The sequence below is a fragment of the Marinobacterium sp. NO-S09 genome (genome assembly GCF_059179545.1).
The window spans coordinates 3692124-3706828 of record NZ_CP168954.1 but is presented as its reverse complement, the minus strand read 5'-3'; the positions used below and the strand labels follow the sequence as shown (position 1 = coordinate 3706828).

The 14705-nt window shown below is 56.9% G+C and carries 13 protein-coding genes; 10 read left to right on the top strand and 3 right to left on the bottom strand.

Going from position 1 to position 14705, the window contains the following annotated elements; all coding sequences use genetic code 11:
• Positions 1–1206, bottom strand: coding sequence for an aspartate aminotransferase family protein (locus O3C79_RS17075; RefSeq protein WP_494384074.1), 1206 nt, complete (start codon positions 1204–1206; stop codon positions 1–3).
• 257 nt (positions 1207–1463) lie between these two features.
• Between O3C79_RS17075 and grxD the strand changes: the two genes are divergently transcribed.
• Entirely contained in the window at positions 1464–1793 is a 330-nt protein-coding gene (gene grxD / locus O3C79_RS17070; RefSeq protein WP_010325116.1) for a Grx4 family monothiol glutaredoxin, read from the top strand.
• Positions 1794–1862: 69 nt separating this feature from the next.
• Here the strand turns inward: grxD and rnt are convergent, their stop codons facing one another.
• Complete coding sequence (gene rnt, locus O3C79_RS17065) at positions 1863–2483, bottom strand: ribonuclease T (RefSeq protein ID WP_029511311.1); 621 nt, start codon at positions 2481–2483, stop codon at positions 1863–1865.
• A gap of 168 nt (positions 2484–2651) precedes the next feature.
• Here rnt and O3C79_RS17060 point away from each other — a divergent pair, with 168 nt between their 5' ends.
• The 3 genes from O3C79_RS17060 to O3C79_RS17050 all read left to right on the top strand — a co-directional run bounded on the left by O3C79_RS17060 (position 2652) and on the right by O3C79_RS17050 (position 6599).
• Positions 2652–3512, top strand: coding sequence for a flagellar protein MotY (locus O3C79_RS17060; RefSeq protein WP_010325118.1), 861 nt, complete (start codon positions 2652–2654; stop codon positions 3510–3512).
• Positions 3513–3625: 113 nt separating this feature from the next.
• Positions 3626–4852 carry an argininosuccinate synthase gene (locus tag O3C79_RS17055; RefSeq protein WP_010325119.1) on the top strand — a complete coding sequence of 409 codons (1227 nt, stop codon included), beginning with the start codon at positions 3626–3628 and terminating at the stop codon, positions 4850–4852.
• Positions 4853–5006: 154 nt separating this feature from the next.
• A complete protein-coding gene (locus tag O3C79_RS17050) occupies positions 5007–6599 on the top strand; it encodes a tetratricopeptide repeat protein (RefSeq protein ID WP_494384073.1) in 1593 nt (530 codons plus the stop codon).
• Here O3C79_RS17050 and O3C79_RS17045 read toward each other — a convergent pair.
• The gene (locus O3C79_RS17045; protein WP_494384072.1) at positions 6587–6961 is read right to left on the bottom strand and encodes a hypothetical protein; all 375 of its coding nucleotides are present in this window, start codon (positions 6959–6961) and stop codon (positions 6587–6589) included. The genes O3C79_RS17050 and O3C79_RS17045 overlap by 13 nt on opposite strands.
• Positions 6962–7087: 126 nt before the next feature.
• On the opposite strand from O3C79_RS17045, the gene O3C79_RS17040 reads away from it, so the two are divergent.
• From O3C79_RS17040 to fni, 6 genes are all read left to right on the top strand, one after another.
• Positions 7088–9208: a type I secretion system permease/ATPase gene (locus O3C79_RS17040; RefSeq protein ID WP_494384071.1), complete on the top strand. Its 2121-nt coding sequence runs from the start codon at positions 7088–7090 to the stop codon at positions 9206–9208.
• A 7-nt stretch (positions 9209–9215) separates the two neighbouring features.
• Positions 9216–10550 (top strand): HlyD family type I secretion periplasmic adaptor subunit, encoded by a 1335-nt coding sequence (locus tag O3C79_RS17035; RefSeq protein ID WP_494384070.1) that lies wholly within the window; start codon positions 9216–9218, stop codon positions 10548–10550.
• 1 nt (position 10551) lies between these two features.
• Positions 10552–11160, top strand: a complete 609-nt coding sequence (locus tag O3C79_RS17030) for a response regulator transcription factor (RefSeq protein ID WP_494384069.1) — start codon at positions 10552–10554, stop codon at positions 11158–11160.
• Positions 11161–11180: 20 nt separating this feature from the next.
• Positions 11181–12527 (top strand): TolC family outer membrane protein, encoded by a 1347-nt coding sequence (locus O3C79_RS17025; protein ID WP_494384068.1) that lies wholly within the window; start codon positions 11181–11183, stop codon positions 12525–12527.
• A gap of 102 nt (positions 12528–12629) precedes the next feature.
• Positions 12630–13670 carry a hydroxymethylglutaryl-coenzyme A reductase family protein gene (locus O3C79_RS17020; RefSeq protein ID WP_076461001.1) on the top strand — a complete coding sequence of 347 codons (1041 nt, stop codon included), beginning with the start codon at positions 12630–12632 and terminating at the stop codon, positions 13668–13670.
• Positions 13667–14695 carry a type 2 isopentenyl-diphosphate Delta-isomerase gene (gene fni / locus O3C79_RS17015; RefSeq protein WP_494384067.1) on the top strand — a complete coding sequence of 343 codons (1029 nt, stop codon included), beginning with the start codon at positions 13667–13669 and terminating at the stop codon, positions 14693–14695. Before O3C79_RS17020 ends, fni begins: the two co-directional genes overlap by 4 nt.
• Positions 14696–14705 lie beyond the last annotated feature (10 nt).

Here is a 14705-nt window from a genome sequence, read left to right as displayed (position 1 = left end):
TTAAGGATTCGGTGCGGTGTCGAGTTCTTCACCTGCGTAGACACGAACCAGTTGGGATACGGTGCTGACCAGAAGGTCGGCTTCATGATCGGTCATGACCAGAGGCGGCAACATGCGGATAACGTGTCCGCCGCCGGTAATATTGAGCAGTACACCCTTGACCTTGGCCAATACGGCCAGCTCGGTGCCTGCTTCGGTCAGTTCGATGCCGATCATCAGGCCCTTGTTGCGGATCTCGCGAACGAAGGGGGCATCGCCGATCTCGGCGCGGAAACCATCGCAAATACGCTTGCCCAGTGCTTCGGCGCGGGCACAGAGGCCGTCCTGCACAATGGTATCGACGACCGCGATGCCCACGGCACAGGCCAGCGGGTTGCCGCCAAAGGTGGTGCCGTGAGCGCCGGGCATGAACACTTCGGCTGCCGCACCACGTGCCAGGCAGGCACCGATCGGGAAACCGTTGCCCAGGCCTTTGGCGGTGGTCACCACGTCGGGCAGGATATCGGTGTGCTGGTAGGCAAAGAACTGGCCGGTACGGCCGTTGCCGGTCTGTACTTCGTCCAGCATCAGCAGCAGCTGGTGCTCATCACAGATGGCGCGCAGCTGGGCCAGGTAATCATCGGCCGGAATGTGAACGCCACCTTCACCCTGGATCGGTTCTACCAGAACAGCGACCACGTTGGGGTTGTTGCTGGCGACCTGCTTCACGGCTTCGGCGTCGTCGAAGGGGACGCGGACAAAACCACCGACCAGGGGCTCAAAGCCCTGCTGAACGGCGCGGTTACCGGTTGCGCTCAGGGTTGCCAGGGTGCGTCCGTGGAAGGACTGCTCCATGACAATGATGGTCGGGGTATCGATGCCGCGGGCATGGCCATGGCGACGGGCCAGCTTGATGGCAGCTTCATTGGCTTCGGCACCGGAGTTGGCAAAAAACACATTCTCCATGCCGGAAATACGGGTCAGGCGCTCGGCCAGTTCTTCCTGCAGCGGAATGGTGTACAGGTTGGAACAATGTACCAGTTTGCCGGCCTGCTCGCTGATGGCGCGGGTAACCGCTGGATGGGCGTGGCCCAGTCCGGTAACGGCGATGCCACAGAGTGCATCCAGATAGCGGTTGCCGTCGGTATCGTACAGCCAGGAACCTTCACCACGTTCAAAGGCGACTGAGAGCCGGTTGAAAACGTTCATCAATGGCTGGGTTGCCATGGGGCATCTCCCTACAACGCAAAAAGGCAGCCTTGGCTGCCGATAAAAGAAACATTCTATGGGGCGCAAGGGCGTTTGGCAATTGAATAGACCTTAACCTGGATCAGGCAGGCGACACTTTGATTGAAAAATCAAGCCTTGGCCCCAACAATATAAGGAGAGAAGCCGCAGAATTCAGTTAAGTTGAGTGAAATGCTGGGGTATATGTTAGAATGTCCGCTGGCTCGGACCCAAGATTTGAACTAAAAGGTGTATCCATGAGTGTAGTTGAAAACATCAAGGAGCAGATCGAGAACAACGCGATCCTGCTGTATATGAAAGGCACGCCCCGTTTCCCGCAGTGTGGCTTCTCTTCCCGTGCGGTTGAAGCCGTGATGTCCTGTGGCGAGCGTTTTGCCTTCGTCAACATTCTGGAAAACCCGGATATCCGTGCCGAGCTGCCCAAGTATGCCAACTGGCCGACCTTCCCACAGCTGTGGATCAACGGCGAACTGGTCGGTGGCTGCGATATCATTTGCGACATGGCCGCCAGTGGCGAGCTGAAGGAAATGATTGAGGCTGCGGCCAAGGACGATGAAAGCGCCTGAGGCCAGCATCGTTACGGAATAAAAAAACGCGCTCAATGAGCGCGTTTTTTTGTGGCTTGCCAGCGCTGTTTATTCGCGGGTATCCAGCACCATGTCCCAGCCGCCCATGTCCTTCCAGCGGTTGACGATGGCGCAAAAAAGTTCGGCCGTTTTCATGGTGTCGTACAGGGCTGAGTGCGCCTGTTCATTGTCAAAGTCGATACCGGCAATATCACAGGCCTTGGCCAGTACGGTCTGCCCATAGGCGAGGCCTGCCAAGGAAACGGTGTCGAAGGTCGAAAACGGGTGGAAAGGGTTGCGCTTGCTGTCGCAACGTTCCGCCGCGCTGGAAACAAAACTGTGGTCAAAGTTGGCGTTGTGGCCAACCAGAACAGCACGTTTGCAGCCGTGAGACTTGATCGATTTCCGGATTGGCTTGAAAATCGTCTCCAGCGCCTCTTTCTCGCTGACCGCATTGCGCGCTGGGTCATCGGGGTCGATGCCGGTGAAGGCCAGTGCCGAGGGCTCAAGGTTAGCGCCGGGGAAGGGTTTTACGTTGGCATCGTAGCTCTGATCGATCATCAGGTAGCCATTCTCGTCCATGGTGAGCGTAACCGCAGCGATTTCGAGCAGGGCGTCGGTGCGCGGATTGAAACCGGCTGTTTCGACGTCGACGACTACGGGCAGAAAGCCGCGAAAGCGGTCAGCCATGGGGTTGGGAGAGCCATGATGATGAGCCACAAAAATCCTTACTTGCAAGTTGTAAATGACCGCAGGCATTCTAACAGCCTGACTACGGGGGTCAAAACGGCAGTTTAAAGGACTGCTGCCTTTGGCCGATAGTTTCTGTACCACCAAGCCCACCGGGAGACACGATCCTTGATTTTGCGCTGTTCCGCACTGCTGATGCTGTTGATGCTGCTGCCGGTGTCGGCCCAGGCCGTGGTCTTTCGTGCCTCCATCGACGAGTCGGTGTGGGAAATGGAAACCTCCCGCTTTTTCTGCCGCCTCAGTCAGGCGGTGCCTGCGTTTGGCCGTGCCGTATTTGAGCACGAGGCGGGGGAGCGGCTGCGTTTTGAGTTGCGGCCCACGCAAAAATATCAGCTTGATGGTGAAGCCCGCCTGATCGCGCGCGCCTCGCCCTGGCAGCCCGGTGTCGCACCGGTCAATCTGGGGCGTGTTGAAATCAGTGCGGAAAGCGGGGGCTTCAGTCTCGGCAGTGAGCTGGCCAACGCCATGCTGGTGGCGCTGCACAAGGGGATGACGCCGACCTTTGCCAGTGATGAATGGTTTGATACCAATGAGCCGGTGGAAGTCGGCATTTCGGCAGCCAATTTTCAGTCCGCCTACGATGATTACCTGGGCTGTCTGACGACCCTGTTGCCGGTGAATTACCGTCAGGTGGCACGCACTGCTGTACTCTTTCCATCTGCGGCCTGGCGCCTGTCAGATGCTACCCGTGAGCGTCTGGGTCTGATTGCGCTCTATGTGAAAACCGATGACAGCGTGAAGTCGATTTATGTGGATGGCCACTCCGATAACTACGGCCGCCGTCTGCTCAACCGTGACCTTTCCAAGAAGCGTGCCGAAGAGGTTACCCGTTATCTGGTCAGTCAGGGGATTCCCGAAGATATGATTACGACCCGTTATCACGGTGAGCGTTATCCGGTGGTGCCCAATACCAGCGCGGAAAACAGGGCGCGCAACCGTCGCGTGGCCATCCGCCTGGAGCGTGAGTAGCAAAGTTCAGTGCGGCAATGCTTTCTGTTATAGTATGCCGCAATTGTGCCGAGTGAATTTTCCTGGCCGGGTGTGCGTTCTGTCATCCGGCGCTTTGTTTCTGGAGCAGCAACATGTCCGATATTAAAAAGGTCGTTCTGGCGTATTCAGGCGGTCTGGATACTTCTGTAATCGTGCGCTGGTTGCAGGACACCTACAACTGCGAAGTGGTGACCTTCACAGCCGACCTGGGTCAGGGTGAAGAAGTTGAACCTGCGCGTGCCAAGGCTGAAGCCCTGGGCGTTAAGGAAATCTACATTGAAGACCTGCGCGAAGAGTTTGTGCGTGACTTCGTTTTCCCGATGTTCCGTGCCAACACCATCTATGAAGGTGAGTACCTGCTCGGCACGTCTATCGCGCGTCCGCTCATTGCCAAGCGTCTGATTGAAATCGCCAACGAAACCGGTGCCGATGCCATCTCCCACGGTGCGACCGGCAAGGGTAACGACCAGGTACGTTTCGAACTGGGTGCCTACGCGCTGAAGCCGGGCGTCAAAGTGATCGCTCCCTGGCGTGAATGGGATCTGACGTCCCGTGAAACCCTGATGGCGTACTGCGAAGAGCGTGATATCCCGGTTGATTTCAGCTCCAGCAAGAAGAAGTCTCCGTACTCCATGGATGCCAACCTGCTGCACATCTCCTACGAAGGCGGCATTCTGGAAGATCCCTGGGCGGAAGCCGAAGAAGACATGTGGCGCTGGAGCGTCAGCCCGGAGCAGGCTCCGGACGAGCCGACCTACCTGGATCTGACCTACCGCAAGGGCGACATCGTTGCCATCGACGGCAAGGAAATGACGCCGGCAACTGTGCTGGAATACCTGAACAAGGTGGGTGGTGCCAACGGCGTTGGTCGTCTGGATATCGTCGAAAACCGTTTCGTCGGCATGAAGTCCCGTGGCTGCTACGAGACTCCGGGGGGCACTATCATGCTCAAGGCGCACCGTGCCATTGAGTCCCTGACTCTGGACCGTGAAGCCGCTCACCTGAAAGACGAACTGATGCCGCGTTACGCCAAGGTTATCTACAACGGCTTCTGGTGGTCTGAAGAGCGCAAGATGCTCCAACAGATGATCGACTTCAGCCAGCGTAACGTAAACGGCGAAGTACGCGTCAAGCTGTACAAGGGTGCTGTGACTGCTGTAGGTCGTCGTTCCGAAGACAGCCTGTTTGACGAAAGCATTGCAACCTTTGAAGACGATGCCGGCTCTTACGATCAGAAAGATGCTGAAGGCTTTATCAAGCTGAACGCCCTGCGCATGCGTATCGCTGCCAGCAAGGGTCGTAACCTGCTTGAAGACTGATCCCTAGTCGATCAGTACGTGATAAAGGCCATGTCGGCAATGCCGGCGTGGCCTTTTTCGTGCCTGTATAAGCTAAGCTGCTGTTGCGGCGTGGCTTTTGCCTCTTCAGGAATGCTCGTGCTATGTTCCGGTATCAACCGGTTAGTGTAGGCCTATGGATACTCTTTTCTCAGGCAAGTCGGCCCTGATTCTCGACAGTCATCTGGATGACCTCCAGCGGCTGCGTGAGATTCTGTCCGGCTTAGGGGTCAAGGACGTAATGGTTGCGTCCTCGGTCAATATGGCGCTGTCCATCTTGCGTGAACAGCCCGTAGACCTGTGCTTCATGATCTATGATCTGGGCAAGGGGGAGAAGAACGGTCTGCAGGTGCTGCATGAGTCCCAGGCCGAGGGTATTCACCGCTTCACCACCAGTTATGTGCTGGTATCGTCGCCGGAAACTTCAGAATTTCTGTTTGGTTCGCTTGAGTACTCCCCCGATCTCTGTATCAGCAAACCCTATGACTCCGCGCGTATTCGACTGAGTCTTGAAAAACTGCTGCGTCTGAAGCATACCCTGCAACCTCTTTATGAGCTGATGGATCAGCAGAAGTGGGTGGAAGCGCTGGCGCTCTGTGACCGCAATCTGGAGTTCTATCCGGCCCTGAAGGTTTTCCTGCTGCGTCTCAAGGGCATCATGCTGCTGCGACTGGAGCACTATCAGGCTGCTGCCGAGCTGTTTAACCAGATGCTGGAAATGCGAGACCAGCACTGGATGCGGGTGGGGTTGGGTGTGGCAGCCTATCGCCAGGGTCAGTTCGACCTTGCCCAGCAAAGTCTTAATTCGGTGATTAATCACAACCAGCTGAGCCTGGATGCCTTCAACTGGCTGGCCCGCCTGTATCGGCTTCAGGGCGAGTGGGGGCAGTCCATGTCACTGTTGCGCAAATCGGTCATGCTGCAGCCTTCGGTAGCCGTGTTGCAGGCAGAGCTGGGCAATGTGGCAGCACGTCTGCAGGACTGGCGCATAGCGGTTGATGCCTTCCGCGCAGCGGTGCGTTATGGCCGCTATTCCGCATATCAGCATCCCGATTACTACTTTGCACTGGCACGCAGCCTCTGTGAATACATGGAAGGGCAGCAGGGCAGTTTTGCCCAGGATAGTGAGCGTGACGCACTGCTGACGCTGGAGCAGGCGGTGAATGACTTCCGACAAGACCCAGTGGCGCTATTCCGCTCACGTCTGCTGCAACATGACATTCTCAGGCGTGTTGGGCAAAACCAGCGGGCCGAGCAGGCTGCCAGGGATACAATGGCGTTGTTTGAATCACTGCCGCTGGATGAACAGGCGCTTTGGGTGGATCAGCTTACCGATGGTCTGGAACGTTCGGCCATGGCCGGATCTGTGAGTGCCTTGCGTCAGGAGCTGACGCGTAAAATGGTGAGTATCGACTGGGCGCGAAATAACCTGTCCGGGATGATGTACTTTCGCAAGGGCGAAGTGCTCAAGGCGCGCAACGCTTTTGTTGAAGCACATCGTGGGCAGCCGGAAAATGCCAGTATAGGCCTGAATCTGGTTCAGGCAGACCTGGAGCTTATGCGCCGCGGGCAGTCTGACGACCCGGCAGAGTCCCTGCGCCGCTGTGATGACACCCTCTATGGCATTCAATATGCCGCCTTGTCTCCTCGCCAGCAACAGCGTCATCAGGGCTTGGCCGACCGCCTGTCCGAACAGTTGTCCCAGCAGCCGCTGCATCAGAACAACTGATCTTCCTCACGCAGAAACAACTCGTCGCTGACTTCGTTCCTTTCACTCTCCATCTCTTCGTCACCACCGGCCAGGGTACGGGCAACCTTCCGGCTCAAGAGTTTGCGCTGGGCTTCTGGCGGCAGGTCGGTAAAGCGAATCACCTGGCGTTCGGTCAGGGTGTCGATCAGGTCTTCCAGAATACGGATGGTGGATAGATCCGAGTCTTCCAGGTAATCCGTTGCACTGCTGACGGTTGATGCATCCAGAGAGAGAAAGCCGAGTACGTCCGGGTCGGCAGCAGAAACGGGGGTGGCGCCGGGGATGTTACGGTCGGTTAATGCGGTGATATTGCCGTCATTATCTTTAAGTGCATATAGCATGGGAAAAAACCTGGTCTAAGCTGGTTGTAGAGAAGTGTAGTCAGAGAAGCCTCTAAAGTAACCGTAAAAGAACTTTGATTGAATTCAAACACTTGTTAGAGTGTGTTTTTTATTTGGATTTACGGCATGGATGTTGAACAGGACCCGCTGCTCAGCTGTCTGGTATGGCTGACAAAACATAATAAACGCCCGGTGTCCGCACAGGTTTTAACGGACGGTCTGCCATTGGTGGACGGTCGACTTACGCCCAAGCTCTTCTTGAATGCGGCTGCGCGTGGTGGTTTTGCTGCCAAGCTGGCTGAGCGACGTCTCGATCATATTTCCGAACTGCTGCTGCCAGTGGTCCTGCTGCTGGAAGATGAACGTGCCTGTATCCTGCAATCGCTGGATCTTGAGGCCAAGGAAGCCGAAATTATCGAGCCTGAGAGCGACGGCCTGGTGCGCATGTCGCTGGAAAAGCTCAAACAGGCCTATACAGGGCATGTCATTTTTGTTCGGCCTGAATATAAAATGGGTGACCGTTCACGGCGCGAATATGATGACCGTGACGGACACTGGTTCTGGAGCACCATCTGGCGCTCGGCCCGCATCTACCGTGACGTTATCCTTGCCTCCCTCCTGATCAACCTGTTCGTGCTCGCCAACCCCCTGTTCGTGATGAACGTATATGACCGGGTTGTGCCTAACCATGCTGAAGAAACCCTCTGGGTGCTGGCTGCCGGGGTATTGGTGGTCTACCTGTTCGATTTCGGTTTGAAGTTATTGCGGGCCTATTTCATCGAAGTGGCCGGTAAGAAATCCGATGTGCTGCTGTCATCGCGGCTGTTCGAAAAGGTGATGGGCACACGCTATGACTCAATGCCCAATTCGGTCGGTGCCTTCGCCAGCAACTTGCGTGAATTCGACAGCATCCGTAATTTCCTCAGCTCTACCACCAACACCGTGCTGATCGATATCCCGTTCATGGTGCTGTTCCTGCTGGTGATCAGCTGGATCGGCGGGCCTTTGGTGGTGGTCCCGGCAGCGGCTATCCCCATTATTCTGATCTATGCATTGATGGTCCGGCCCTCACTGCGCCGCTCCATCGAGCGCACCTTCAGTTCCACCGCCCAGAAAAACGGTACTCTGGTCGAGTCGCTGACCGCGATGGAAACCCTTAAAACCCAGCGTGCCGCCAGCCCCATGCAGGAGCGCTGGGAGGAATCGGTGGGGTATATCGCCCGCTGGGGGCTGCGCTCCCGCATGCTGTCCTCGTCCGTGGTCAATGTGGCTACCTTTGTGCAGCAGCTGGCCTCGGTGTTACTGGTGATTTTCGGCGTTTACATGATCATGGATCAGACCCTCTCCATGGGTGGATTGATTGCCTGCGTGATTCTCAGTGGCCGTGCCATTGCGCCGTTGGCACAGGTGGCCAGCCTGATTGCCAACTATGAGCAGTCCTTGAAGGCGCTGAAAACGCTGGATGAGATCATGGCGTTGCCGGACGAGTTCGATGGCGAGCGCCGCTATATCCACCGTCCCGAATTGAAAGGTGCCATCGAGTTCAAGGAGGTGGATTTCACCTATCCGGGTACGGAATACGGGGCTTTGCATAAGCTTTCCTTCCGATTGGAAGCAGGTGAAAAGGTCGCGCTGATAGGGCGTATAGGTTCCGGTAAAAGCAGTATTCAAAAACTGTTGTTGGGGCTGTACCAGCCATCTGATGGCGCCATCGAAATTGACGGCATCGACATGCAGCAAATTGCGCCCTCTGACTTGCGTCGCAGTGTGGGCTACGTGCCTCAGGACGTGATGCTGTTTGCCGGTACGGTCCGTGACAACATCACTATCGGCCTGCCCCAGGCCAGTGATGAACAGATACTCCAGGCGGCGCGCCTGGCCGGTGTCGAGTCTTTTGTGAATAAACATCCCCTGGGCTTCGATATGCCGGTCGGCGAGCGCGGCAGTGCGCTATCCGGGGGCCAGCGACAGTCGGTGGCCCTGGCGCGCGCGCTGTTGCATGACCCCTCGATCATGGTGCTCGATGAGCCCAGCAACTCCATGGATAACGCCTCTGAAGATGCATTGCGGCGTCAGCTGAAAAGCTTCATGGGCGACAAGACGCTGCTGATGGTGACGCACAAGATGTCACTGCTGGATCTGGCGGATCGACTGATTGTGGTTGATGCCGGGCGCATTCTGGCTGACGGTCCCAAGGACAGTGTGCTGGAAGCGCTTAAACAGGGTCGTTTGCAGGTGAGGCGCTGAGGTTTATATGGCAAAGCAGAAACTGAAGCACTCGGAAGATATTCGCTACGCCTCCAGCATCAGTGAGGCCATGCTGGAGCAAACGCCGCGCGGTGCCAGCCTGTTGCTGTGGGCCGGTGCACTGTTCCTGGCGCTGGCCATTGCCTGGGCCAACTGGGCCAAGCTGGATGAGATTGCACGGGGTGAAGGCGAGATTATTCCTTCCCATCAGCTGCAGGTCGTGCAGAACCTGGAAGGGGGCATTATTGCTGACATTCTGGTACGCGAAGGCGAGCTGGTGGAGCAGGGGGATATCCTCATGCGCATTGAGGACAAGCGGTTTGCCAGCTCATTTATCGAAAACCAGGTGCGGCGTTGGGAGTTGAAGGCACGTTCGGCCCGCTTGATGGCGGAAGCCGGTAATACCGAGTTTTCCGAACCCGAGGGCTTCCCGAAAGAATATGTCAGCCTGATCGAGCAGGAAAAGCGCCTGTTTCAGGCCCGACAAAGCGAGTTAAAGACTAACCTGTCGGTGTTGGAGCAGCAGCGTGAACAGCGTGAACAGGAGCTGGTTGAGGCCAAGAGCAAGAGCGATCAGTTGAGACGCAGCCTGGGGCTGCTGCTACGCGAAGTGAGGATCAGTGAACCACTGGTAAAAGAGGGTGTGATCTCGGAAGTAGAGCACCTGCGTCTGCGCCGCCAGGTAAATGATCTGCGCGGTGAGATCTCCTCGATTGAGCTGAGCGTGCCGCGTATCGAGTCGTCCATCAGCGAAATTAATCAGCGCATGGAAGAGATGGAGCTGCAGTTCCGTAACCGTGCCCGCAGTGAGCTGAATGAAGTTGTACCCGAGCAGGTGCGTATGGAGCAGGCACTCACAGGTATGCAGGACCGCATCAGCCGTACCGAGGTGCGGGCACCCATCAAGGGCACAGTAAAACAGTTGATGATCAACACCATCGGCGGTGTGGTTAAGCCGGGTGACCCCCTGCTCAGCATCGTGCCACGGGGTGACAAGCTGCTGGTGGAGGCACGTATCAAGCCTTCCGATATTGCCAATATCCGCCTGGAGCAGCCGGCAGTGGTGAAGGTGAGTGCGTACGACTTTGCCATCTATGGCGGCCTGGATGCGAAAGTGGTGTTTATTTCGCCGGGCACAATTATGGATCAGGAAGCCAAGGTGCCCTATTACCTGGTTCGCCTGGAAACGGAGCGTCCCTACCTGGGGACTCAGGAAGCACCTCTGCCTCTGATGGCCGGGATGACGGTGAGCGCGGATATCCTCACGGGCAAGAAGACCGTGATGCACTACCTGCTGAAGCCGATCAACCGAGCCAAGGAGCGGGCTCTCACGGAGCGATAACATGAGACTGTTGATTCAAGTTGAGCGGGGCGATCTGCAGCAGCGTTGGCAAGATGCCCTGTTACAGGCGGATGTCGAAATAGCGGTTGTGCCCTGTGGGACCCCGCCACAGCAAGACGATCTGGTGCTGGTGCACTGGAGTGCACTGTCGGGTGAGCAGCGCAAGGCCCTGCTGGCCTGTGCCAAAACAAGTCGCCTGATCCTGCTGGTGGACCATCCTCTACTGGATGAGGGGGAGGCGCTTTTGGCGCAGGGCATCTATGGTTACGCCAATACCTTTATACAGGTGAGTTTGTTGCCGGACGTTGTGAGCACGGTGGCTCATGGCGACCTTTGGATCTGGCCGGAGTTGATGCAGCGCTTGCTCAAGCGATTGCTGCAACGGCCAGCAACGCCCCAGCCGGATATTACTGAGTGGGGGTTGAGTCAGCGAGAGCATGAGGTGCTTGCTGAACTGGGAGCGGGCAGGAGCAATAAATTGATTGCTCGCAAGCTCGATATTACGGAACGCACGGTCAAGGCTCATGTTAGTTCGATACTGGAAAAAGTGGGCGTGCATGACCGGGTTGAACTAATTTTGAAACTACGCGGTGCGCAACCGCCACAATGAGAGCGAACAGGAGCAGGGATATGAATGTTAAGCATTCCGTGTTGGGACTGGCCATAGGAATGGCGTTTTCGGGCTGGGCAAGCGCTGCCTCGCTGCAGGAAGTAGTCGCCGAAAATATTGAACACAACCCCCAGGTACAGGAAGCCTTGCACAACTATGCGGCAACTGTGCAGGGTATCCGTCAGGCTAAAGCCGGTTACTACCCAACCATAGATGCCACTCTGGGCTATGGCTATGAGTGGACCGATAAGGAAAATGGTGTTGATGACGTTGAGCTGAACCGACGTGAAGCCCGTCTTAATCTGAATCAGATGATCTTTGATGGCTTTGCCACCAGCAGTGAAGTGGCTCGCCAGCAGGCACAATCGGCTTCCCGAGCCAGTGCATTGAAAGACCAGGCGCAGCAGTATGTGCTGAATGCCAGTCGTGCCTATCTGGAAGTGCAGCGTCGTGAGCAGTTGCTGACGTTGGCCAAGGAAAGCCTGTATAACCACGTTAAAATTTACGACCAGATCAAGCGTCGCTCGGAGTCGGGCATGGGCACGCTGGCTTCCATTCAACAGGCTGAGGGCCGTTTGGCACTGGCCGAAGTGAACATGCTGGTGGCAGAGAACAACCTGAGAGATGCCAAGGCCAGCTATATGCGTGTAGTCGGTCAGCCGGTGCCCGAGACGTTGGAGCCTTTTGACAGCAGTAGCCTGATGTTGCCGGCAACGGTTGAAGAGGCGGTCAGCAAAGGTCTGGCCATGCAGCCGGTGGCGGTATTGGCACAGGCTGATGTGGAAGAGGCAATGGCACAGCGGGATGCGGCCAAGAGCCGTATGTCACCGCGTCTGGACCTGGAAGTCGAACGTCGCTGGGACGAGGACATTGACGGGGTAGAAGGTCAGGACGAAGACCTGACGGCCATGCTGCGTCTGCGTTACAACATCTATAACGGTGGTGGTGACCAGGCCCGTATCCGTCAGACCGAGTACCAGATCGGTGAAGCCCAGGCGATTCAGCGTGATGCCCAGCGCCAGATCCGTGAAAGTGTGGAGCTGTCCTGGAACGCGTACGACACGCTCAAGCGTCAGTCCGAGTATCTGGAGCGCCACGTGATCTCCAGTGAAGATACGCGTAACTCCTACCAGAAGCAGTTCGATATCGGCCAGCGCTCTCTGCTTGACTTGCTGGATACCGAAAACGAAGTGTTCTCGGCCAAAAACCAGCTGGCGGATGCCCGTGTTGATACGGAAATTGCCAAGCTGCGTATCCTGACCGGTACCGGTGAGCTGCTGGAAGCGATGGAAATTCCGCTGCCGGAGATCGACGAGCCGATGATCACCGAAGAAAGCCAGATGGAAATGGCCGATTCCGGTCAATAATTGCATCCTTCGGCGCGGGTAGCTTAAAATCCTGCGCCATCTGAGGCCTTTTAAAGGGTTGCCATCTGGGCAGCCCTTTTTTATTCACAGGACGCGCCAGGCATGAAATCACACAAAATACTGCAAGCGCCCATCCCGATGCGTTGGGTTGGTCCGATCAAGATCAGTGGTCACCTGGTGGACGAAAAACTGAGTGTGCCGCTGGCTACCTATGAGACGCCGCTCTGGCCGTCGGTGGGGCGTGGCGCACGGGTGTCCAACCTGACGGAAAAAGGCATCGTAACCACCGTGGTGGATGAGCGCATGACGCGCTCCATCCTGCTGGAAGCCGAGGATGCACTGGCCGCCCATCAGGCGCTGCAATCGATCAAGGCACGCCAGGATGACCTCAATCAGGTCGTAGCCACCAGCAGCCGCTTTGCCAAGCTGGTGGATATGCACAGCCAGATTGTGGGTAACCTTATCTACCTGCGCCTGGAGTTCACCACCGGTGATGCGTCCGGCCACAATATGGTGACCAACGCCGCCGACAAATTGATTCCCTGGATTCTGGCCGAATACCCGCAGCTGAGTTACAGCTCGATTTCGGCCAACTATTGCTCCGACAAAAAGGCGACTGCGGTCAACGGTATTCTGGGTCGCGGCAAGTACGTAATCAGTGAAATCCTGATTCCCCGTGATGTGTGTGAGCGCCGTCTTAAAACCACCCCGGAAAAAGTGGTGGACCTGAATATCAAGAAGAACCTGATCGGTACCTTGATGGCGGGCGGTCTGCGCAGTGCCAACGCGCACTATGCCAACATGCTGCTGGCCTTCTATCTGGCCACAGGGCAGGATGCCGCCAACATCATCGAAGGTTCTCAGGGTGTGGTTCATGCTGAAGTCCGTGACGGTGATCTGTATTTTTCCTGCACCCTGCCTAACCTGATCATGGGGTCGGTGGGCAACGGCAAGGGCATCGACTTTGTCGAAGAAAACCTGAAGCAGCTGGGCTGCCGCGAAGAACGGGAGCCGGGTGAAAACGCCCGTCGCCTGGCGGCGATCTGTGCGGCCACCGTTCTCTGTGGTGAACTGTCACTGCTGGCGGCCCAGACCAACCCTGGTGAGTTGATGGAAGCGCATATCAAGCTGGAGCGTTCATGAGCGACCCGACTAACGAGCGCAAGATCGAGCACATCCGTGCCATCGAACGTGACCCGCTAACGGACCGCGATGGCCGCTGGTTTGATCGTATTCTGCTCACCAACCGGGCGCTGCCGGAGCTGGCGCTGGATGATATGGACCCCAGCGTGGAGTTTCTCGGCAAGCGTCTCAGCTTCCCGTTGCTGATCTCTTCCATGACCGGCGGTGATCATGAGCTGGTGCGGACGATCAACACCAACCTGGCGAAAGCGGCCGAGCAATGTGGCGTTGCCATGGCGGTGGGTTCTCAGCGTGTCATGTTCACCCATCCGGCTGCGGAAGCGAGCTTTGCCTTGCGCGAGCATGCACCCACTACGGTACTGATCGGTAACGTGGGGGGCGTGCAGCTCAATTACGGTTTTGATCTGGACAAGTGCCGCCGTGCGGTCGAGGTGCTGGGGGCCGATGCGCTCTACTTCCATCTCAACCCGTTGCAGGAAGCCGTGCAGCCCGAGGGTGATACGGACTTCCGCGGCGTTGCCGACAAGATCGGTGCCATCCGCCGTGAGCTGGATGTGCCTGTTCTGTTGAAAGAGGTGGGCGCCGGTCTGTCGGCGGCAGATATTGCGCTGGGGCTGGAGCAGGGCGTGACCCACTTCGATCTGGCCGGTACGGGCGGCACCTCCTGGAGTCGCATTGAGCACCATCGACGTCATGACGACAGTGATATCGGCGTACGTTTCCAGGATTGGGGGCTGCCTACTCCGGTGGCATTGAAGCAGGCTGAGCCGTTTCTGGACCGTGCCACGCTGATCGCCAGCGGTGGTCTCAGAGATGGGATTGATATGGCCAAGTCTGTTATACTCGGCGCCTCGCTTTGCGGCATGGCAGCGCCGCTGCTACAGCCGGCAATGGAGTCGGCCGAGGCAGTGGTTGCGGTTATTGAACGACTGCGACGCGAATTTATTACTGCGATGTTTCTGCTCGGTACGCCTGACGTATCGGCATTGTTCCGAAACACTGCGCTTATTGTGGAAGAGCGTTGAGGACCCAGGT

Coding starts and splice junctions, on each gene's coding strand:
- O3C79_RS17045 (WP_494384072.1), bottom strand. CDS start 6,961: ATGCTATATGCACTTAAAGATAATGACGGCAATATCACCGCATTAACC.
- O3C79_RS17050 (WP_494384073.1), top strand. CDS start 5,007: ATGGATACTCTTTTCTCAGGCAAGTCGGCCCTGATTCTCGACAGTCAT.
- O3C79_RS17020 (WP_076461001.1), top strand. CDS start 12,630: ATGAAATCACACAAAATACTGCAAGCGCCCATCCCGATGCGTTGGGTT.
- O3C79_RS17040 (WP_494384071.1), top strand. CDS start 7,088: ATGGATGTTGAACAGGACCCGCTGCTCAGCTGTCTGGTATGGCTGACA.
- O3C79_RS17055 (WP_010325119.1), top strand. CDS start 3,626: ATGTCCGATATTAAAAAGGTCGTTCTGGCGTATTCAGGCGGTCTGGAT.
- O3C79_RS17025 (WP_494384068.1), top strand. CDS start 11,181: ATGAATGTTAAGCATTCCGTGTTGGGACTGGCCATAGGAATGGCGTTT.
- O3C79_RS17075 (WP_494384074.1), bottom strand. CDS start 1,206: ATGGCAACCCAGCCATTGATGAACGTTTTCAACCGGCTCTCAGTCGCC.
- rnt (WP_029511311.1), bottom strand. CDS start 2,483: ATGGCTGACCGCTTTCGCGGCTTTCTGCCCGTAGTCGTCGACGTCGAA.
- O3C79_RS17030 (WP_494384069.1), top strand. CDS start 10,552: ATGAGACTGTTGATTCAAGTTGAGCGGGGCGATCTGCAGCAGCGTTGG.
- fni (WP_494384067.1), top strand. CDS start 13,667: ATGAGCGACCCGACTAACGAGCGCAAGATCGAGCACATCCGTGCCATC.
- grxD (WP_010325116.1), top strand. CDS start 1,464: ATGAGTGTAGTTGAAAACATCAAGGAGCAGATCGAGAACAACGCGATC.
- O3C79_RS17035 (WP_494384070.1), top strand. CDS start 9,216: ATGGCAAAGCAGAAACTGAAGCACTCGGAAGATATTCGCTACGCCTCC.